Below are 20,102 nucleotides of genomic sequence, written 5' to 3'. Positions count from 1 at the left end.
ATTCAAATAGCTATCCGACCTGCAAGGGTTTGTGGATCGGATAGCTTTCTTAGGGCGGTTTCAATGCAAAAATTACATAAACATTCATACACGGGATATGTATATATTCTTCCCTGGCTACTGGGCTTTCTGGTTCTCCAGTTCGTGCCTTTGCTCAATTCCTTTTGGTATTCATTCACGGACTTCCAGCTACTGGGAAAAGCAAAATTCGTAGGATTGGCGAATTATATCAGAATCTTTACAGCTGATGCGACCTTCTTGCAATCGTTGAAGGTGACTTTTTACTATGTTCTGATGGCTGTCCCTTGTAAGATAGCCTTTGCATTGATCATTGCCATGGTCCTTAATCAGAAGATCAGGGGTATCAATCTTTTTCGTACTCTTTATTACATTCCTTCAATACTTGGCGGTAGTGTAGCTATTTCTGTTCTGTGGAAATATCTTTTCATGAGCCAGGGAATTGTCAACAACCTTCTGGGAGCAATCGGTATAGCTCCCCATAACTGGTTGGGCAACCCGGACCTTGCCTTGGGTACCATAAGTTTGGTAACTATCTGGCAATTTGGTTCTTCCATGCTTCTCTTTTTGGCAGGACTCAAGCAAATACCCGAATGTCTCTATGAAGCTGCCATGATCGATGGATCAGGAAAATTCAGGACCTTCTGGAAGATTACCCTGCCTGAGTTGTCCCCGATCTTGTTGTTCAATCTTATCATGCAGATGATCAACGCCTTCCAGGAATTTACTCCTGCTTTTGTCATTACCCAGGGTGGTCCCTTGAAAAGCACCTATCTGTATGGGTTGATGCTGTACGATCAAGGCTTCAAATTCTTCAGAATGGGTTATTCCTCGGCCCTGTCCTGGATTTTGTTCGCCATCATTATGATTTTCACTAGTTTGACTTTCAAGTCTTCCCAGTCCTGGGTTCATTATGGAGATACGCTATGAACAAGAAAAAGCGACCAGTTGCAAGGATTATATCGTATATATTCCTTATAATTCTTGCATATATAATGATATACCCTCTATTGTGGATGCTTGGGGCTGCTTTCAAGACAAATGAAGAAATCTTTGGAACCTTGGGCCTTTTGCCAAAGCATCCCGTATTTGGAGGCTTTGCCGCAGGATGGAAAGGTACCGGACAATATGGTTTTTCCAAGTTCATGTCCAATACCTTTCTCTTGGTAATTCCCACTGTATTGTTTACCGTCATTTCCAGTACCCTGGTGGGATATGGGTTTGCACGTTTCGACTTTCCCCTGAAAAAAATATTGTTTATCGTTATGCTCTCCACCATGATGTTGCCTGCAACAGTCATCATCATACCCCGGTATATTTTCTTCAAGAAGTTAGGTTGGCTCGATTCCTATCTTCCGTTCATCATTCCTGCCTTGCTGGGCTGTTTTCCGTTTTTCAACTATATGATGGTCCAGTTTTTCAGGGGACTTCCCCTGGAACTGGATGAATCGGCAAAGCTTGATGGGTGCAATAGCTTCAGCATCCTTATACGGATCTTGCTTCCCTTGTGTAAATCAGCTATTTTCTCGGTTGTCGTGTTTCAATTTGTCTGGACTTGGAATGACTTCATGAATGCACTCATTTACATCAGTAGTGTCGCAAAATATCCCATAGCTCTTGGTTTGCGAATGACCATGGATATCTCCACCGAGTTCGATTGGAACCAGATCATGGCAATGTCTTTGGTTTCCATCCTTCCCCCGGTAATCCTTTTCTTTGCTGCCCAGAGATATTTCGTGGAGGGTATAGCAACTACAGGTATCAAGAGTTAGTTGTCCGTAGCCTCCTTCTCAAGTGGATACGGCAGGGTGATGGTAATCGTTATTCCCCTTACCCCGTCACTGGAGAAAGACAAGTGAGCTTTCCCTTGGAAAAAGAGCATCAGGCGTTTCCTGCTGTTCAAGACACCAAGGGAATTTTTTTTATATAACACATCAATCGGTTCTTCATTGAGATTTTGAAGTTCCTGCTCACCGAGAGGAGTACCGTCATTCTCAAGAATGATTTTTATCTGGTCATCCTCTTTGTTTATGGAAAGACTGATGGTCAAGAGTTCTCCCTCGATGAATCCATGGTTGAAAGAATTTTCCAAGAGTGGTTGGAAAATCATGCTTGGGACAACGGTATTGAGAACTTCCTCGGAAATGTCTTCATGAAAGACAAAGGAATCCTTGAAGCGGTATTTCTGGAGTTGCACATAATATCGGGTTTGTTCCAATTCCTTGGATAAGGAGGTTCCCTGCAAATCATCGACCTGCAAGGAATACTGGAGTAGTTTGGAGAGAATCTGTATCATTTTGCTGACATCAGTTTCCCCTTCTGCGAGTTTGATGGTTTTCCAGTAAATGGTATCGAGGGTATTGAAGAGAAAATGTGGATTGATTTGCATTTGCAGGGCCCGATATTCCATTGCTTCCTTTTGCCATCGTAGATAATCCTGTTGAATGAAGGTTTTGATTACATGATTGTTCATGTAGTCAAAGACATTTTCGTTTTGGTCCTGGTCTTCGGTTTCCAGGTTACCGGCATTATTCAATTGTTGGATTATATTGGAGAGAAAAGCACGTTCCTTGCGATTTGTCCTATGGGTAAGGAGTAGGCCAAGTGATAAGGCGACCAACGACAAGGCAATGGTCAAGCTCATGAGTGTTGTGGATAAAGCATAGAGTTTGGGTTTATAAATACCTAAAGTGAATATCCAGCCGTATTTTTTCGAGGGTATCTGGAAGTATTGCATCTTGTTTTCTGGATACGGGCAAGGTTGTGAGGGGCTGGCGAACAATAGTTGGCCTTGTTCATTATGAACCGTGAGATATTCATTGGCATAGGTAAAGGATTTTTCATAGGCTTGTGATAGTACCGTTTCTTTCAGGTCCAAGACTATTACTCCCCGTGGGGAACCTGAGACATTCGTTATGGGGCGATAGATGCGGATGACTGCCTGCTCGGTGGGAGTTCCTTTTCGCAAGATGATATGCTCTGAAAAACTTTGGCTGCCATTCAGCTTTGTCTTGTAGGTGGAGAACCAGGAACCATCGTACAAAGATGATAGACCGATGAAACCAAGGTCATTGGAAAGTACGTTGCCCTTGCTATTGTCAAGATATACATAGATACCGTCGATATAGGGACGTGCATTCGCGGGAGCGGAAAGAAACGATCGGATAAGCTTGACTTCCCTGAAATCAGTAAGGTTGAGTGTCCCATTTTCAAGGATTGTCTGGACTTTCGTTATCATTTCGGGGTTTGTGCTGAACATAAGATTCAAGGAATCCATTTCATCAAGGATGATGCCGTAATAGGAACTGGCTTGCTTCAAAGTCTGATTTGCTTGCTCAATGCTGTTCATTCTCAAAAAATTACGGGTCAATAGAGTTGCAGTTGAGCCAAGCAGGAGAACTACGATTACCAAGGGAAGACTATGGCGTATGAATATTTGCAGCAGTCGTTTCTTGTTATTCATTGTATGCCATGTTCCTTTCTGTATTGTTGGGGAGATGAACCAAAAGCCTTGCGAAAGGTCCGGCAGAAATTCTGGGTATCCTGGTAGCCCAGCGATTGGGCGATCTCTTTGTTCTTGTATTCGATTTTCCCCGATAACATCTGTTGGGCTTGTTGCATTTTCATCGATACCAGATATTCCTGGAAATTCTGACCTGTTTTTTCCTTGAAAAGTCGGGAAAGATAGCAGAGATTGATTCCCAGTTCTTCGGCGATATTCTGCAGAGAACAGGTGTTTGTTCTTTTTGCAATGATTGCCAGGGCCTGGTTGATCAGTGGATTGTCTTTGTTCTGCTCACCGGAGGCGGTGACTTCTATTGTATTGCCATCGAGTATTTTTCTGATCTTCACAAAAGCGGTTTCAATTTCTTCGAACGAAGCTGGTTTGAGTAAATAGTCCTGAACACCGAAATATATAGCTTTTTTTGCATAAGTGAAGTCGTTATAGGCACTCATGATGCAAAAAAGAGGCACGGTTTCTTCCTCGCTCAACTCCTTGATCAGGTCAAGTCCAGAGATGAAGGGCATGCGAATGTCGGTAAGTACGACATCTATTGGGTGATTTTTGCAATAGGCAAGGGCTGCTCTTCCGTCCCCAAAAGCTCCTACGACGGAAAAACCGATTTTTTCCCAGGGAAAATATTGTGAAAGTCCTTCAAGTTGATCAATTTCATCATCGATTATTACTAATGTATACATAAAAGTATGATACCATTTCAGGGTAGTGGATGTCAAAAAAAGATACTGAATGTCAAACAATTCAACCTGTTCTTATTTGCCAATCATTGCCACAATTCCTTAAGCCTTGGAGGTTACGGATGAAAGATTCTCGCATTTGTATTATTGGCGGAGGTGGAAGGCTCTGGGCCATCCAATTCATGAAAGACTTGGCTACCAATTCCATGACGCATGGAACGCTGGTATTGTACGATATCGATAAAGAGGCGGCTCGCTCGAATGTTGAAGTAGCCAACCGGATTTTTGCTGCAAATAAGGCAGAAGGCCGTTTTGCTGTTGTGGCAAAAGATGATCTGGGAGAGGCCCTTGAGGGTACGGAACTTGTCATTATCTCAGTTGAGCCTGGCAATACTGAATGCCGATATGGGGATCTCGTACTTCCTGAGGAATATGGAATTCTGGAATCGGTAGGGGACACCACCGGTCCTGGTGGCATAATGCGAGCGCGTCGTGCCCTTCCTCTTTTCTTCGAATTTGCCAAGCAGATCGAGAAGCATTGCCCAGATGCCTGGGTAATAAACTATACAAATCCGATGACTCTGTGCACTGCGGCGCTTTTCAAGGCCTTCCCGAAGATCAAGGCCTTGGGATGTTGTCATGAGGTGTTTCACTTGGAGACCTTCATTGCAGAGCAAGTGGCCAAATGGTATGGGGTCGAGAAACCAGACAGACGCGATATCCATGTGGATATTACCGGAGTCAATCATTTTACCTTCATTACCGGGGCTACCTGGGAAGGTATCGATTTAATGCCTAAGCTTAAGGAACTGGCCGCTGATCCGAATACCTACCCAGACGAGACCGAGCTTGCAAAGAAGAGAATAGCAGAAGAAAAATGGTTCGATTGCGATCATCTCATCGCGCTCAGTTTCCTTCGGGACTTCGGGGCCCTGGGAGCTGCCGGTGACCGCCATCTTAGTGAATTTGTTCCTTGGTTCCTCTCATCTGAAGAACAACTGTGGAAGTTGGGAACCATTCGCACTCCCTATGCCTGGAGATTGAGCCAAGCCAAGGAGAAGAAGGAAAAAGTATTCAAGCAAGAAGATTTGATCGCAGAACCCTCCGATGAGGAAGGGGTGGATATCATGCGTTCCTTGCTTGGGGACCGTACGTTGCTGACAAATATCAATCGTCCCAATGAAGGGCAGATCAGGTATCTTCCCAAGGGAAGAATCGTGGAAAGCAACGGATATATCAGCAACGATTCCATCAGGCCGATCATGGCAATGGATCCACCCCTTGCCATCCAGAATATGGTCAGACAAGTAAGTGATGTCCAGCAGATGACCCTTGATGCTCTCTATACCAATGATGACCAGCTTCTTTTTACTGCTTTCTTGTCCGATCCTCTCATGAAACTTCCCTTGGACAAGGCCAGGGAACTCTTTGACAAGATGCTCAAGGCTTCTGAAATAAGATACTAAGGCGACACCTGCAATCTTATTGGGCTTGCGCTCTCTTCCTCCTATCAGGAAGAGATTTTTTCTTGTCTGAGTGCAAGCTGAAAATTCTGAACCACGAAAAAATTAAGATGGGTGTTGACAATTTAAAAAATTCAGTTAGAATTTGTTTATATTTGTAATTATTTCCGCAAACGTTTGCAGAAAAATAGACAGGCAAGAGCCGTGTATGGGCAAGAATAGAGGAAACAAGAAAAATGGCTGAGTCTGCAACGAGTTTGAAAGAGGTGGCCCTGAAGGCAGGAGTGTCGATCAGTACCGTATCAAGGGTATTGTCAGGGACAGACTATGTTCATGAGAAAACTCGCTCCAGGGTCCTGGCGGTAGTCAGGGAACTGAACTATCGACCGAATATGATGGCCCGAAGTCTGAAACTGGGCAAGACCAATGCAATTGCCCTGATGATACCAAGTATCGACAATATGATTTTTCCCCCGATTGTACGTGGAGTCGAGGATATTGCCCGAGCCCAGGACTATGTAGTTACCTTGTGCAATACCGATGACAATCCTGATACGGAGGCTCGCTATATACAAAAGCTCTGCAATATGGGGGTTGATGGCATTATCGATGCAACCTTGCGCAAGGAGAGTCAGAGAATAACAGATCTCAGGGACGAAGGCTTTCCTGTTGTGCTGACCAGCAGGAATTACGACAACAGTCTCGATGCCATCGTGATCGATAACTATGCAAGTGCGTATGAAATGACTTCCTTCCTCATTTCCCGAGGCTACCGGCATATTGCCTTTGCCATGGGCGATGCCCAACTGCTGTTGTATGCAAATCGTCTGAGCGGCTATACCCAGGCCTTGCTAGACCATGGACTTCCTTTCGACAAAGAACTTGTGATGTATGAACTTGATAATCCAAATAGTTTCTATCCCTTGGTAAAGGATCTTGTAAAAAGAATCCCTTCCGTGGATGCAGTATTTGCCTCAAATGATTTGCGGGCGATCATCATTATGCGAGCCTTGAGGGATCTGGGGCTTCACATTCCCCAGGATATCGGGGTGGTCGGGTTCGATGATATTCCCATCAGTACGTTTATGGACCCTCCTCTTACCACCATTCACCAACCTTTATATGAAATAGGTGTCCAGGCCGCCAAGCGACTGATTCAACAAATACAAAACAAGACAGAAAAAGGGATCTTGGATTCTCCGAGGATTGAGATTCTGGAAACCAAACTGACAGTTCGTGATTCAACAAAATAAATATAGATAGGAAAGATATATGTCGGAGAAGTTTATGTATCATGATTTGGATGATTTACGAAAGGATATCGTACAACGGGGTGTGAACATCCAGGTTTCTGAGGATTTGTCGCCACTGGGGAGACCTGTGGTCATCGGAAAGCTGACAGCCCCCAATTCCTTGGCTGTTTTGCCTATGGAGGGCTGTGATGCCAATCCCGATGGCAGTCCTTCTCCCTTGGTCTTTCGCCGATATCATCGATTTGCCGCAGGTGGAGCAGGTCTTTTGTGGGGCGAGGCGAATGCAGTGGTGCCCGAAGGAAGGGCCAATAGTCTTCAACTGATGCTTACTCCAGATAACAAGGCCTCGTTCAAGGAATTGGTGACGTCAAGCAAGCAGGTTGCCCTTGAGTCCAACGCAACCGTTCCTGTCATGATTCTCCAGCTTACCCATTCGGGAAGATATTCTCGTCCTATAGGCCATAAGCCTGCCCCCCTGGTTCCTCAACGCGATCCTATTTTGGATGCACGTTCAGGTGTGGTTGATGATTCGGCAGTGGTAAGTGATGCGTATCTGGACAGTCTGATACCGGCCTATGTCCATTCAGCCTTGCTTGCCAAGGAAGCAGGGTTTGATGGGGTCGATATCAAGGCCTGCCATCGATACCTTTTAAGTGAATTGCTTGCCAGCCATATCAGGAAGGGAAAGTATGGGGGAAGTTTCGAGAATAGGACACGACTATTGCTTACCATCGTGGAGGAAGTCAGAAAAGCGGTAGGTCCTGATTTCATCATAGCGTGCCGGTTCAATGTTTTTGACGCCCATCCCTATCCATATGGGTTTGGATGTGCCAAGGACGATATGTGGAAATTCGAAAGCGAGGAACCTCAGCGACTGGTCAACGAATTGGTAAAACGAGGAATTGACTTGCTTAGCAATTCAGCAGGGAATCCCTATTATATCTATCCTCAGGTAACCAGACCTTTTGATACTTCCTCCATGGGAATTCCGACTCCCGAGGAACACCAGTTGGTTTCCATCGAACGGTTATTTGCCTTCAGTGAAGTTGTGCAGAAAGCAGCGGGAACGGTTCCCGTCGTTGGAAATGGGTATACGTGGCTTCGCCAATTCTTGCCCTATGTAGGATCTGCCAACCTAGCATCTGGCAGGGTAAGCATGATTGGTCTCGGGCGTTCCAGTTTTGCCTATCCCGATGCACCCTCTGATATTCTGAATTCAGGAAAGATGGATCCTAAAAAGGTTTGCATTTCCTGTAGCAAATGCACCCAGATAATGCGTGACCATGGAACGACGGGATGTGTAATCAGGGATTCTGTGCTCTATGCTCCTCTGGCAAAAAAATTCCGTGAGGAAGCTCTCTTGCGGGAGACCCCCGCTTCCAAATAAAAGGAAAGATGAAATCATGCAAGAAAGAAAGACGGCAATAGTGACAGGCGGAACCAGGGGTATAGGGTTGGCCATAGCCAAGCAGCTTGGCTTGGATGGTTTTGCCCTGGTAGTCGTAGGAACGAAAAAAGAGGCTGAGTATCCTGGATTTCCGTCATGGTTTACACAACACGAAATCCCCTTGGTTTACATCCAGGCCAACATAGCAGAATCCGATGACCGTCAAAAGATTGTGGAGACTGCCTTGTCGTGCTTCGGAAAAATTGATGTATTGGTCAATAATGCCGGAGTTGCCCCGACGGTAAGGAAAGATCTTCTGGAGATGGAAGAGGATTCCTTCGACCGTTTGATCTCCATCAATACCAAAGGGCCCCTGTTCCTCAGCCAGTCGGTGGCAAAGGCAATGCTACTCCAGCCAAGGGAGAGCAGGGATTGCCGTATTGTTTTCATTACATCTTGTTCAAGTGTGGTTTCTTCACCCTCAAGAGGGGAATATTGTGTATCCAAGGCCGCTGCTTCCATGGTTTCCACCTTGTTTGCCGATCGTCTTGCCTCGGAAAATATTTTGGTACATGAGATACGGCCGGGGGTAATTCGTACCGACATGACTTCTGGCGTCACCGATAAATATGAGACACTTTTTGCACAGGGAGTCTTTCCTATCAAGCGGTGGGGAGAGCCTGAGGATGTCGCCCAGGCAGTGAGTGTCTGTTGTTCCGGTGCCTTTCGCTATACCACCGGAAACGTGATAGATGTGGATGGTGGCTTCCATATCCAGAGGTTGTAGGCATATGAAAACACTGGTCTATGATACCTTGGTCGTCGGTTCGGGCTGCGCGGGATTCAATGCCATCGATTGGCTTACTGATTTGGGTGTTACCGAGGTCGCCCTGGTAACTGAGGGAGTCAAGAAGGGAACGTCCCGCAATACGGGATCGGATAAACAAACCTATTATAAATTATCGATAGCCGGAAACGACAGTGACAGCGTCCTGTCCATGGCCAATACCCTCAATGCAGGGGGTGAGGTCGATGGTCCCCTTGCCTTGGTCGAAGCAAGTTGTTCTTCCCTTTGTTTCATGAAACTGGTCCTGCTCGGTGTTGATTTCCCGACCGATAGGTATGGACAATTCGTAGGATACAAGACCGACCATGATCCCAAGCAGCGAGCTACCAGTGCCGGGCCGCTGACCTCCCGGTATATGACCGAAGCCTTGGAAGCCAAGGTGCAATCCAAGGGAATCCCTATTTTGGATGGATATCAGGTTGTCCGTCTGGTAGTGGAAGAAGGAAAACTCAGGGGACTTATTGCCATGTATGGAGGAGAGCCTGTCTACCTGAAATGCAATCAGGCCATCTGGTGTACCGGAGGTCCCAGTGGAATCTATAGGGATGTCGTATACCCCGAAAGCCAAAGGGGCATGAGTGGCATTGTCCTCTCAGCCGGTGCCGAGGGAAACAATCTGCAACACTGGCAGTACGGGATTGCCTCAACTAAATTTCGATGGAACCTGTCAGGAACCTATCAACAGGTACTTCCTCGGTATATTTCCATCGATGCTGAGGGCGAGGAACATGAATTTCTCTTTGAAGATGGACAAGAACCTTCTACGGTATTGTCCAATATTTTTTTGAAGGGGTACCAGTGGCCTTTCGATAGCCGAAAGATCAAAGGATCCTCCTCCATTGACCTGGCGGTGTATAAGGAACGAGTGCTGAAAGGACGACATGTTTTTCTCGATTTCAAGCATAATTCCGCCTATCTGCCTTCTGACTGGACTGCCCTAGGCGAGGAAGCGTTTGCCTATCTCAAGAATTCCAAGGCACTTTTTGGAACACCTTATGAACGTCTGGAACATATGAATCCCCTTGCGGTGCAACTCTATAAAGAGCATGGAATATATTTGGATACCCAGATGCTTGAAATTGATGTTTGTGCGCAACACCATAACGGGGGCTTGCTGGTGGATGCAAATTGGCAGAGTACGATACAAAACCTCTATGCCGCAGGAGAGGTGGCAGGAACCTTCGGCCCCTACAGACCGGGAGGGACTGCATTGAATTCCACACAGGTCGGATCAATGAGAGCTGCCCAGCATATAGCCGAGAAACAAAACAGGGAAGTTGCCCCAAGAACTGTTACTGAGGGAGAACTGGCATCACTCAAGGATTTTGAGAATGATTTTTCCCTGGTTCTGAAGGGACAGGGCACAAGCTCCTGCATTGCTCTGGGATCTTACTTTCAAAAGAGAATGAGTGAAGTCGCTTCCTTTATTCGGGTTCAGGACGAGGCTGAAAAGCTTCTGCAAGAACTTTCCTCTGCCATTGGTTCCTATTTCGAGATGGCAAGGCTTCCCAAGGAGTATGGAAAAGAATATATATTCTCGGTCTATGATCAGTTACTATCTTCCCAGGCTATCTTGGAATCCATGCTTGTATCAGCAAAGACCTATGGAACCTATGGGAGTGCGTTGTCGATTCATTCTTCTACTGAGTTGTCCAGAATCGAGGAGGTTCATAAATCTGAACCAAATGCTTTTCTGCACTTGGTAACCGTTAAAACGGAATTGGGTTTCTCCAGTACCTGGCGACCGGTCCAGCCAATTCCCCAGGAAGATACCTGGTTCGAAAATGTTTGGGCCGAGCATCGGAGAAGAAAAGGGGCCAAGATTTAAAAAAAGAGCAGAAACAAATCTTGTTTCTGCTCCTTGCATTGCTTTTAGATTTTTACAGTTTCTCGGCAAAGAAATTGGCCGTTGCATCCACGACAATCGTAAGCATGTCGGTCCGGTCACTATAGAAACCATAGCTGTGTCCATCTGCGGTGGTATTGACTACCTTGGCTTTGAAAAGATCAGCTACATTCTGGCTGACAGAAGGAGAAACGGCTCCGTCATCAGTTGCATAGATGACTTGGCTGGGCTTGCCGGCAAAGGCAACAGCTGCATCTTGGGCTGGGTTTTCTTGTTTTTCCAGATCCTCAAACCATTGTTTGCTCAATTCTTGTTTCTGCCCATAGATGGTGGTAAACAAAACGAACCCATTGGCCTTTGCCTCTGCTTTCAGCTTTTCCCACATATCCTTGCCCCCGAAGAGGGCCTTCAGATCCTCAGTGCTTGCAGCCGGGGCCAGAAAGGTAACGGCTTTATAATCATAGGCTTTGTCCTTGATTAGATCCAAGGCAATTCGTCCGCCCATGCTATATCCAAACAAGCCTACGCGTTCAGGATTGACATCCAGAATTGATATGGCCGCTTCTGTCGCTGCCAGTACATCAGCTTCCATGTTGGTCAGGGTATTCTTTTGAAAACTTTCGCTACTTGCCCCGCAACCAGGGAAATCCATTCTGATAGAGGCAATGCCTTGCTTTGCCAAGGCGTCGGCGATTGTTACAAAGCCGATATTTTCATCCTTGCTTCCCCCATGCCCATGGGCAAGAACTACCAAGGGAACTGCATGGCCACCCTTTGGATAGACAATCTTTGCGGGGATTTCAACTCCACGTGAGAGATAGGTGAAAGCGTAGCTTACTGGGGTGTAGGAATTCAGCTCGTTGGTTTTTGTCGTAGCACAACCAAAGAGGGTCAGCATCATCAGCAGAGCTGTGAAAACAGGCAACAATTTTTTCATGTAGTACTTCTCCTTAGTTTTCAAGCATAGGGTAGGAAAGGAGAAAAAGACAAGTCATATTTCAGGAGAGAGAGAACTAAATATTCTGTATCTGTTTTGTATTGACCGTCTGTGTATAGCCAGAAAGACAGGTATTGGCCATAATCAGAAAGATTGTCCCTATTTTTACCTTCCTCTAGGTAAAGATTGTGAGCGAATCAAAACCTATGGTATTATCCAAAAAAAGATACTACTCCTTGCATGAGGGAAAAAATTGGAAAAACTGGAAGTTCTCGGTAACCTGAAGGTTCTCTTGAAACGCTTGCATATTTTCATGCTGGGTTTGTTGCCCTGTATCCTGGCAATGGCTTTTTTCATAATCCCTACTGCGGGAGGAGAACAACGAGACTATGTAATTTTACTATTGGGACTTTTTGTTTTTACCCTGTTTGCATATTTATTGAATGGAAAAGGCTACTATTTTCCTTCGGCTTTGTTGACTGTTCTTTTAGTGATTCTTGGTACCTGGGGTTCGTTTTTCCTTGAGTATCATCTGGGGATCTTGGATCTGTTTCCTCTTGTGTATGTTACGATTTCCATTATGGCTGCAAGTATTTTTCTTCCATTGATCTATACAATCGTCCTTACCCTTCTGCAATTTTTGTTCCTGATAGCCGTTTTGCTGCTATTCCCGATACCCGTGGATTTCAATGTTCCCAGTCTTCTGGTTTTTGTCCTTACCGTTTCCATTCTCAGCATCTCGTCAAACTATTTAAGAAAAAACCAGGTTGTCCAGTTGCAAGGGTATGCAATCAAGGATCATCTTACGGGGTTGTTCAACCGGCGTTATTTTGACGAAACCCTGGAACAAAAGCTCTTTCGTGCAAAACAACAGGATTATACCTTGTCCCTCATTATGGTGGATATCGATAAATTCAAGCAGTACAACGATCAATTTGGACATGATGCGGGTGATGCAGTAATAAAGGCTGTTGCAAATCTGTTATTGACCTATACAGACCTGGAGGATAGTGTCTGCCGGTACGGCGGTGATGAATTTGCCATCATTGTTTCACATAGCAAAACGACTGAAGTATTACAAGAGGCTGAAAAAATACGATTGGAAGCAAAGAAACTCATTGTATCGCACAATGGGCACGATTTGGGTCCCATAACGTTTTCCCTAGGAATCTCCTCGTTCCCAAATCAAGGGAATACCTGGCAGGCCTTGGTTGCCTCCGCTGACCAGGCTTTGTTCAGGGCCAAGCAAGAGGGGAGAGATAGGGTATTCTTTTGATCTGATCGGAATGTTTTTATCTCTGTTTTGGTAGGTGATTTCCTATTGATACTGACTATACGTATTTGTTTCAGTCCTTTTTCATGATTTCAGGTAGGCAAATCCTTGCCTGTTTTTTTTGTTGTTTGGTACAAGGTAGTATTCAGTAGTGGAACTTCTTGATAAAACATATTTGATTTAGTTATAACAATGTTGCATAACTTTTTTTCTGAATTGACTTTTTATCGTAGATGGCTACGATGCTTTCATACGAATCAATAGGCAATCCTGCCTCATTCCCCCTTAGTTTGAATTCGAAATATTGTTGCATATAAAGAATAATTTCTGGAGTTTCTATTTATAGGTTTCTCTGACAAAGGCGTCATTTTCCTCCAATAAAGGATCATGGCGCCTTTTGTGTATTCATCGAACAACCCAAGGAGATCAACAAGATGCAATCGGAAATCCTATTGAACCATATCAGTATGACCTACCAGCAAGAAGGCAAGAACAGTATCACTGCGCTGGAGGACATTTCCATGGGAATCGAGAAAGGAACTTTTGTTTCCCTTCTGGGCCCCTCCGGTTGCGGGAAATCGACCTTGCTTGGCATCATGGCCGATTTGCTCCAACCCTCCAGCGGTGAGATATCCATTGCCGGTGAGTCTCCGAGAACTGCACGGTTGAACAAGAAATATGGGATTGTGTTTCAGAATGCCGTTCTCTACGACTGGAGGACCGTCGAGCAAAACATTGGACTTCCCTTGGAAGTCATGAAGGTCAAGGACAAAAACAACAAGAAAGAATGGCTTGACCGCATTGAGGAGATGCTTGAATTGGTCAATTTGAAGGATTTTGCCAAATATTATCCTCATCAACTTTCCGGTGGTATGCAACAGAGAGTCTCCATTGCCAGGGCCTTGGCCATCAATCCCGAGATTCTGTTGATGGATGAACCCTTCTCTGCCTTGGATGAGTTCAGCAAGGAACGATTGCAGGATGATCTATTGCGTATTTGGACAAAGACCAGCAAGACCATCATTTTTGTCACCCATAGCATAGCCGAGGCTGTCTATCTATCCGACCAGGTCTATGTCATGTCCCCACATCCTGGAAGACTTTCCGCTGTTGTCGATATCGACCTGCCTCGTCAGCGTACCCAGGATATGCGTGAATCGAAACAGTTCTACTCCCTGGTTTCCAAGATCAGGCACAGTTTCGAGTTGGAAGAAGCTTGACCCATGATGACAGGAAAGAAATTTTTCAGGACACCACAGTTCGTAGCCTTGATCTGGTTGTGTGCAATAGTCATTCTCTGGGAATCCTCTGCCTTCATGATTGCAGATGTGTTGCAGGACAAGATGGCAGCTATCAAATTGCCGTATCTCCATACTGTCCTTCTCACGATTGCCAAGAATTTTCCTATGCTGATACATGCCTGTGCCATTACTGCCTCCAGGGCAGTCCTTGGGTTTCTGTTGGGCACCTTGATAGGTTTTTTGCTTGCCATATTGATGAGTCTGTTTGTTTCTGTTGAGAAGATGCTCTATCCCTATCTGTTGCTTTCCCAGATGGTTCCCGTTTTGGGTTTGGCACCGGTAGTCATTTCCATAGTCAGGAAAGCCAAGATCGGACCGTTTGTCATCCCTGCAAGCGATATAACCCGAGTCATCATTGCGGCCTATATCACGTTCTTTCCTGTTGCCACCAATATGTTGGCAGGACTGAAGAGTGTCGATAGTGATAAGAAGAAGCTCATGTTTTCCTATGCCGCAAACAAGGCGACCGTGTATCGAAAGCTCATGTTGCCGTTCAGCTTGCCCTATCTGTTCTCGGGTATGAAGATTTCGGCACCCTTGGCCGTCACTGCCTCGATTCTCGTCGATAGCCTGGGAGCTGCTGAAGGCATTGGCTACAACCTCACCTATGCCCTCTATACAGGATCTTACCAAATATTCTGGGCGAGTGTCGTCTTTAGTGCCGCAATGGGCATTCTCAGCTACTACCTGGTCGTGGTTTTGGAACGTGTGTGTTTGCCTTGGAAACCGGTGCAGAAGGGAAATGGGAGGAAAAATTCATGAAACCAGATAGAATATTTTCACGATATTCCCTACGTCTCTTTATGCAAGGTTTGCTCTCCTTCCTGCTTCCCTTGGCCTTTGGAATTGTCTTCATCTACCTTTGGCAGCATCAAGTCTTTCACCGACTGCTCAATGTCAAGGTATTGCAGTTACCGCTTCCCAGTCGCATCCTGTCAGTCTTGCTCGAGAATACCGACAAGTTGTTTGCTGATTCCTTGACGACTGCCCAGACAGCCGTTACCGGATTGATCATCGGCTCCAGTGCTGGTTTTCTGGTAGCAATCCTGGCCACGCTCTCTCCAAAGTGGGGCAATGGTGCCCTTACCGTTTTGGCAGCTTGCAATGCAATTCCTGTCGTTGCCCTCTCTCCTATCATGAATGTCTGGTTTTCCAATCCCATGGTGGCAAAGGCAGCGGTGGTATCTATCTTGAGCATGGTCGCCATGTCCGTGAATGCGTATCAGGGGCTGACAAACCTCAAGCCTTTTTCCCTGAACCTCATGCACTCCTATGCAGCTTCCAATCGTGTGATCTTCTTCAAGCTCCGATTGCCAAACTGCATTCCCTATGTATTTGTCGGACTGCGCATCAACGTTGCCTCAGCAATGATCGGTGCCATAGTCAGTGAATATTTCTCATCTGCCAGCAATGGGCTGGGATACGGCATACGGAACAAACTGTCCACCGGACAGTTCCCCTTGGGATGGGCCTATATCATAGCAGCCTCCCTGATCGGAATCATTCTGTACACCATCGTCATCGTTTTTGAAAACTGTGCCCTGAAGCACAGATCACACTAAGTTTGGAGGGTATCGAAATGAAGAAACTACACCAAGGTTTCGTAGTGCTGGCTGTATTGCTTTTTTGTTCCACCATGTTGTTCGCAAATGGAACCAAGGAAGCAGCGACGGATGATCAGGGCCCGGATGAAATTACGGTCCATATGAAATGGCTTCCCCAGGCTCAGTTCATGGGGTATTACGTAGCAGCTGCCAAGGGCTACTATGCCGACGAGAACCTGAAGGTCAACATTGTTCCCTGTGACGGGACAATCACTCCTGAACAGGCCGTAAGTACCGGAACTGCACAAGTTGGAGTGACCTGGGTGTCCACGTTGCTGACCTACATTGCCCAGGGCTATGACTTTGAGGAAGTATCCCAGATCTATCAGAAATCCGGCCTGTTGCTGGTATCGAAGAAAGCAACGGGAATTAAATCCAGTGCCGATATTACTGCCAGTACCAAAGTAGGTAACTGGGGTCTGGGAAATGAGTACGAGGTAAAGGCCTTGTTGCAGAAACTTGGTTTGCCCACAGAATATGTCAACCAGGACTTTACGATGAACGGGTTCGACAAGGGTACCATAGATCTTGCCTCGGCTATGACCTACAACGAATACGGACTGGTCATCAACTCCTATGAAGGAGCTCTCGGTTATGGTGCAGACAATGTCAATGTCATTGATATGAACGATGAGGGCGTTGCCATGATGGAAGACTGCCTGTTTGTCTCCAAGGAATGGGTCTCTGATGCCAAGAATGCCGACATCCTTGTCAGATTCCTCAGAGCTTCTATCAAGGGCTGGAAGACTGCTTGCGATGATCCAAATGCGGCTGCCAAGATCGTTCATGACAGTGGAAGCTCGGTGTCCTTGGAACATCAGATTTTCATGGCTGAACAGGTCAAGAAGTTGGTTGAACCTGAGAGTGCACCTTTGGGAAGCTTTGACGCAACAAAGATGCAACAGACCCTGGATTTGACCAAGAAATATGCAGAGTTGGGCGATTCCAGTGCCATGGCAAGTTTGCAGAAGCTCACCTTGTCTGACTTGTATACCGACCAATATTACAAGTTGGCTACCAAGTAGAGACTCCTTAAAAAGGGGAGGAGGAATTTTTTTCCTCCCCTTTCTTCTCTTTCCATACAGTTTGCATAAGGGAGGAACCTATGGATTTGCTTATACGGAACGGAATGCTTGTCACGACATCAGAAACCTTCGTGGCAGATATCGGGGTGGAGAAGGGCAAGATCGTATCGATAACCAGGGAAATCAATGACCAGAAAGCAGAGATGGAAATCGATGCAACGGGTAAATATGTGCTTCCAGGGGCGTTGGATGTCCATACCCATTTACAAATGCCTTTTGGGGGAACCATCTCTTCCGATGGATACTTCTCGGGAACCAGGGCTGCCTTGTGCGGGGGAACGACCACCGTATTCGATTTCATCCTGCAGAATTTTGATGAACCGATGCTCGATGCCTTCAAACGACGCAATGCCTTGTGTGAACCGGAAGCCGCCTGCGACTATGCCTTCCATATCGCAGTGAAAGATATCCATGGTTCCCTGCTCGACACCATGGAGGATGCGGTAAAAGCCGGCATCCCGACGTTCAAGGTCTTCATGGTCTATGATTTTGGTGTCACCGACGGTACGTTCTACCAGGTCCTGAAAAAAGCACAGGATATTGGTGCACGTATCAGCGTTCATGCCGAGAACAACGACATGGTCAACTTCTTGGTCAAGAAATACCTTAGTGAGGGTAAGACCAGTGCCTATGATCATTATTTGAGCAGACCCGAGTTCGTGGAGGCTGAAGCCGACCACCGGGCCATTCAATGGGCAAAGAGTCTCAATGCCCCACTCTATATCGTCCATCTTGCTTGCAAGGAAGGAGTGGAAGAAGTAACCAAGGCCCGGGCCGAAGGCTATGAGATTTATGCAGAGACCTGTCCCCAGTATCTCGCCTTTACTAATGAAGTCTACAAAGGGCCGAACGGGAGAGCCTTTGTCTGTTCTCCTCCCATCAAAGGCAAAGAGAGTCAGGAAGCACTTTGGGATGCAATAAGACGGGGGACCATCGATACCATTGCCACTGACCATTGTCCCTTCAACAGTTTCGAGAAGGACTGGGGCAAGGACGATTTCTCAAAGATTCCGAACGGCTGCGCAGGAATCGAAAACATGTATCCCTATATGCTCAATGCGGCGAATGTGGGAAAGATTTCCTTCAACAAGGCCGTAGAGCTTTGCGCCAGCAACCCTGCAAAACTCTTTGGATGCAAGCAAAAAGGTTCTTTGGCTGTAGGAAAGGACGCCGATATCGTCCTGTATGACCCGAAGAAAGCAGTTACCATCACCAATGAGGAGATGCATTCGGATTGCGATCATACCATTTGGGAAGGAATTCCCCTTACTGGATATCCTGTTGCAACCTATCTTCGGGGGCAACTTGTCTATCAGGATGGAAAATTTCTGGGTAAAAAGGGTATGGGGCATTTTATCAGTAGGTCCCTGCAATGAACCAAAAGAGCAAAACCATGACAAAAAAAGCTTTCAACGTTACCGAAGAAGCCTCCCGGTGCTTGCTCTGCGTGGATGCCCCTTGCACCCAGGCAGCTCCCAAAGGATCAGATCCTGCACGCTTTGTCAGGGCCGTGCGATTCAACAATGACAAAGTTGGACTGCAGGCAATCCTGAATTGCGATGACTCTACCTTGCTCTCCATCCAGGAAGCCTGCATCCATTATGACCGACCCATCAGGATTGCCAGGATGGCCGAGACCCTACGCAAGAAATATGAGCGTGAACCTTCCGATCTTGTCGATATCGATCTTGCCATAGATTTTTGTGGCATTCGTTGCGAAAATCCATTTTTTCTCTCTTCTTCTGTAATTGCCAGTAATTATGAGATGTGCGCGAAGGCCTTGTCCCTGGGATGGGCAGGTTTGGTGTTCAAGACCATAGGGATTTTCCTCCCCGAGGAAATTTCTCCTCGGTTTTCTGCCATCGGCAAGGAAGGGACTCCCTTTATCGGATTTCGGAACCTTGAACAAATTTCTGACAAACCCCTTAAAGAAAACCTGGCAATCCTGAAACGCCTTAAACAGGATTTTCCCGATAAGGTCATCGTAGCTTCCATTATGGGAAATAGTGAAAAGGAATGGACGGAACTGGCTCGCTTGGTTACCGAGGCCGGGGTTGATATGATCGAGTGCAACTTCTCCTGTCCTCATATGTCCGGGGATGGCCTGGGGTCGGACGTCGGGCAAAATCCTGAGCTGGTACGAAGATATACTCAATGCACCAGGGAAGGGACCCTCCCTTCCGATTCTTGCAAAAATGACTCCCAATATCGGAAATATGGAATTGCCTGCCTTGGCTGCAAACGAGGGTGGTGCCGATGGAATTGCTGCTATCAATACCATCAAGAGTCTTACCGGCATTCAATTGCAGACGTTCTCTGCCCCTCCTTCCGTCCATGGAAAATCTGCGGTTTCCGGTTACTCGGGCAAGGCGATCAAACCGATTGCCCTGCGGTTCATCAACGATCTGGCCTGTCATCCAACACTCTCCGGTATTCCCTTGAGTGGCATGGGTGGTGTGGAAACGTGGCAGGATGGTCTTGAATTCATCTTGCTGGGCTGTAGTAATGTGCAGGTCACTACCTCAGTGATGCAATACGGCTATCGGATCATCGAGGATCTTACTTCTGGCTTGCAAGCCTTTATGGCGGAACAGGGTTTTTCCCATCTTTTTGAATTGGTCGGGGCAGCGCGTTCAAATATCATTCATGCCGATGAACTGGATAGGCAGAGTATCGTCTATCCGATTATCGACAGGAATCTTTGCCTTGGCTGTGGCCGTTGTTATGTATCTTGTCTGGATGCAGGTCATCAAGCCCTGTCGTTCGGCAAGGATCGTGTTGTTCATTTGAATGCAAAAAAATGCAAAGGTTGCCACCTCTGTCTTTTGGTATGTCCCGTTGGGGCCATCCATCCGGGAAAGCGCGTGACAAAACCAATGCCCAAGGAGTGA

At 46.4% G+C, this 20,102-nt stretch carries 17 protein-coding genes and 1 pseudogene; 15 read left to right on the top strand and 3 right to left on the bottom strand.

Going from position 1 to position 20,102, the window contains the following annotated elements; translation table 11 throughout:
* The first annotated feature begins 63 nt into the window (after positions 1-63).
* Positions 64-948 carry a sugar ABC transporter permease gene (locus ACHZBG_RS12365; protein WP_320129765.1) on the top strand — a complete coding sequence of 295 codons (885 nt, stop codon included), beginning with the start codon at positions 64-66 and terminating at the stop codon, positions 946-948.
* Positions 945-1,790 (top strand): carbohydrate ABC transporter permease, encoded by an 846-nt coding sequence (locus ACHZBG_RS12360; RefSeq protein WP_320129764.1) that lies wholly within the window; start codon positions 945-947, stop codon positions 1,788-1,790. The genes ACHZBG_RS12365 and ACHZBG_RS12360 overlap by 4 nt, the downstream gene beginning before the upstream one ends.
* Here ACHZBG_RS12360 and ACHZBG_RS12355 read toward each other — a convergent pair.
* Both ACHZBG_RS12355 and ACHZBG_RS12350 read right to left on the bottom strand, forming a co-directional pair.
* Positions 1,787-3,481, bottom strand: coding sequence for a histidine kinase (locus tag ACHZBG_RS12355; protein ID WP_320129763.1), 1,695 nt, complete (start codon positions 3,479-3,481; stop codon positions 1,787-1,789). The two genes, ACHZBG_RS12360 and ACHZBG_RS12355, sit on opposite strands and share 4 nt — an antisense overlap.
* Complete coding sequence (locus ACHZBG_RS12350; protein WP_320129762.1) at positions 3,478-4,218, bottom strand: response regulator; 741 nt, start codon at positions 4,216-4,218, stop codon at positions 3,478-3,480. Before ACHZBG_RS12350 ends, ACHZBG_RS12355 begins: the two co-directional genes overlap by 4 nt.
* A gap of 119 nt (positions 4,219-4,337) precedes the next feature.
* On the opposite strand from ACHZBG_RS12350, the gene ACHZBG_RS12345 reads away from it, so the two are divergent.
* The 5 genes from ACHZBG_RS12345 (at position 4,338) to ACHZBG_RS12325 (ending at position 10,993) form a co-directional block, all read left to right on the top strand.
* The gene (locus ACHZBG_RS12345; RefSeq protein WP_320129761.1) at positions 4,338-5,681 is read left to right on the top strand and encodes an alpha-galactosidase; all 1,344 of its coding nucleotides are present in this window, start codon (positions 4,338-4,340) and stop codon (positions 5,679-5,681) included.
* A gap of 233 nt (positions 5,682-5,914) precedes the next feature.
* Positions 5,915-6,931, top strand: a complete 1,017-nt coding sequence (locus ACHZBG_RS12340) for a LacI family DNA-binding transcriptional regulator (protein ID WP_320129760.1) — start codon at positions 5,915-5,917, stop codon at positions 6,929-6,931.
* Positions 6,932-6,950: 19 nt separating this feature from the next.
* Positions 6,951-8,318 carry an NADH:flavin oxidoreductase gene (locus tag ACHZBG_RS12335; RefSeq protein WP_320129759.1) on the top strand — a complete coding sequence of 456 codons (1,368 nt, stop codon included), beginning with the start codon at positions 6,951-6,953 and terminating at the stop codon, positions 8,316-8,318.
* A gap of 16 nt (positions 8,319-8,334) precedes the next feature.
* Entirely contained in the window at positions 8,335-9,105 is a 771-nt protein-coding gene (locus ACHZBG_RS12330) for a 3-ketoacyl-ACP reductase (RefSeq protein ID WP_320129758.1), read from the top strand.
* Positions 9,106-9,109: 4 nt separating this feature from the next.
* Positions 9,110-10,993 (top strand): FAD-binding protein, encoded by a 1,884-nt coding sequence (locus ACHZBG_RS12325; protein ID WP_320129757.1) that lies wholly within the window; start codon positions 9,110-9,112, stop codon positions 10,991-10,993.
* A 52-nt stretch (positions 10,994-11,045) separates the two neighbouring features.
* Here the strand turns inward: ACHZBG_RS12325 and ACHZBG_RS12320 are convergent, their stop codons facing one another.
* Positions 11,046-11,948, bottom strand: a complete 903-nt coding sequence (locus tag ACHZBG_RS12320) for an alpha/beta fold hydrolase (protein WP_320129756.1) — start codon at positions 11,946-11,948, stop codon at positions 11,046-11,048.
* A gap of 253 nt (positions 11,949-12,201) precedes the next feature.
* Here ACHZBG_RS12320 and ACHZBG_RS12315 point away from each other — a divergent pair, with 253 nt between their 5' ends.
* The 8 genes and pseudogenes from ACHZBG_RS12315 to ACHZBG_RS12280 all read left to right on the top strand — a co-directional run bounded on the left by ACHZBG_RS12315 (position 12,202) and on the right by ACHZBG_RS12280 (position 20,102).
* Positions 12,202-13,224 carry a GGDEF domain-containing protein gene (locus ACHZBG_RS12315; protein ID WP_320129755.1) on the top strand — a complete coding sequence of 341 codons (1,023 nt, stop codon included), beginning with the start codon at positions 12,202-12,204 and terminating at the stop codon, positions 13,222-13,224.
* 431 nt (positions 13,225-13,655) lie between these two features.
* A complete protein-coding gene (locus ACHZBG_RS12310) occupies positions 13,656-14,441 on the top strand; it encodes an ABC transporter ATP-binding protein (protein ID WP_320129754.1) in 786 nt (261 codons plus the stop codon).
* 6 nt (positions 14,442-14,447) lie between these two features.
* A complete protein-coding gene (locus ACHZBG_RS12305) occupies positions 14,448-15,284 on the top strand; it encodes an ABC transporter permease (protein ID WP_394699397.1) in 837 nt (278 codons plus the stop codon).
* The gene (locus ACHZBG_RS12300) at positions 15,281-16,084 is read left to right on the top strand and encodes an ABC transporter permease subunit (protein WP_320129752.1); all 804 of its coding nucleotides are present in this window, start codon (positions 15,281-15,283) and stop codon (positions 16,082-16,084) included. The genes ACHZBG_RS12305 and ACHZBG_RS12300 overlap by 4 nt, the downstream gene beginning before the upstream one ends.
* Before the next feature lie 17 nt (positions 16,085-16,101).
* Positions 16,102-17,151 carry an ABC transporter substrate-binding protein gene (locus tag ACHZBG_RS12295; protein ID WP_320129751.1) on the top strand — a complete coding sequence of 350 codons (1,050 nt, stop codon included), beginning with the start codon at positions 16,102-16,104 and terminating at the stop codon, positions 17,149-17,151.
* A gap of 80 nt (positions 17,152-17,231) precedes the next feature.
* Positions 17,232-18,587, top strand: coding sequence for a dihydropyrimidinase (gene hydA, locus ACHZBG_RS12290; RefSeq protein ID WP_320129750.1), 1,356 nt, complete (start codon positions 17,232-17,234; stop codon positions 18,585-18,587).
* A pseudogene (locus tag ACHZBG_RS12285) lies at positions 18,584-19,312 on the top strand (NAD-dependent dihydropyrimidine dehydrogenase subunit PreA); the annotation flags it as partial. The gene hydA and the pseudogene ACHZBG_RS12285, both read left to right, overlap by 4 nt.
* The gene (locus ACHZBG_RS12280; RefSeq protein ID WP_320129749.1) at positions 19,311-20,102 is read left to right on the top strand and encodes a 4Fe-4S dicluster-binding protein; all 792 of its coding nucleotides are present in this window, start codon (positions 19,311-19,313) and stop codon (positions 20,100-20,102) included. The pseudogene ACHZBG_RS12285 and the gene ACHZBG_RS12280, both read left to right, overlap by 2 nt.

It is taken from the genome of uncultured Sphaerochaeta sp., from assembly GCF_963676625.2.
In the GTDB taxonomy this organism is placed as follows: Bacteria; Spirochaetota; Spirochaetia; order Sphaerochaetales; family Sphaerochaetaceae; genus Sphaerochaeta.
Note: the sequence above shows the minus strand (reverse complement) of the source record. Positions and strands in the feature narration are given on the sequence as shown.

Bases quoted from the DNA above. Each gene is read 5' to 3' on its own strand.
- ACHZBG_RS12340 (WP_320129760.1), top strand. From the start codon at position 5,915: ATGGCTGAGTCTGCAACGAGTTTGAAAGAGGTGGCCCTGAAGGCAGGA.
- ACHZBG_RS12280 (WP_320129749.1), top strand. From the start codon at position 19,311: ATGGCCTGGGGTCGGACGTCGGGCAAAATCCTGAGCTGGTACGAAGAT.
- ACHZBG_RS12325 (WP_320129757.1), top strand. From the start codon at position 9,110: ATGAAAACACTGGTCTATGATACCTTGGTCGTCGGTTCGGGCTGCGCG.
- ACHZBG_RS12310 (WP_320129754.1), top strand. From the start codon at position 13,656: ATGCAATCGGAAATCCTATTGAACCATATCAGTATGACCTACCAGCAA.
- ACHZBG_RS12355 (WP_320129763.1), bottom strand. From the start codon at position 3,481: ATGAATAACAAGAAACGACTGCTGCAAATATTCATACGCCATAGTCTT.
- ACHZBG_RS12360 (WP_320129764.1), top strand. From the start codon at position 945: ATGAACAAGAAAAAGCGACCAGTTGCAAGGATTATATCGTATATATTC.
- hydA (WP_320129750.1), top strand. From the start codon at position 17,232: ATGGATTTGCTTATACGGAACGGAATGCTTGTCACGACATCAGAAACC.
- ACHZBG_RS12295 (WP_320129751.1), top strand. From the start codon at position 16,102: ATGAAGAAACTACACCAAGGTTTCGTAGTGCTGGCTGTATTGCTTTTT.
- ACHZBG_RS12305 (WP_394699397.1), top strand. From the start codon at position 14,448: ATGACAGGAAAGAAATTTTTCAGGACACCACAGTTCGTAGCCTTGATC.
- ACHZBG_RS12320 (WP_320129756.1), bottom strand. From the start codon at position 11,948: ATGAAAAAATTGTTGCCTGTTTTCACAGCTCTGCTGATGATGCTGACC.
- ACHZBG_RS12335 (WP_320129759.1), top strand. From the start codon at position 6,951: ATGTCGGAGAAGTTTATGTATCATGATTTGGATGATTTACGAAAGGAT.
- ACHZBG_RS12330 (WP_320129758.1), top strand. From the start codon at position 8,335: ATGCAAGAAAGAAAGACGGCAATAGTGACAGGCGGAACCAGGGGTATA.
- ACHZBG_RS12365 (WP_320129765.1), top strand. From the start codon at position 64: ATGCAAAAATTACATAAACATTCATACACGGGATATGTATATATTCTT.
- ACHZBG_RS12350 (WP_320129762.1), bottom strand. From the start codon at position 4,218: ATGTATACATTAGTAATAATCGATGATGAAATTGATCAACTTGAAGGA.
- ACHZBG_RS12300 (WP_320129752.1), top strand. From the start codon at position 15,281: ATGAAACCAGATAGAATATTTTCACGATATTCCCTACGTCTCTTTATG.
- ACHZBG_RS12345 (WP_320129761.1), top strand. From the start codon at position 4,338: ATGAAAGATTCTCGCATTTGTATTATTGGCGGAGGTGGAAGGCTCTGG.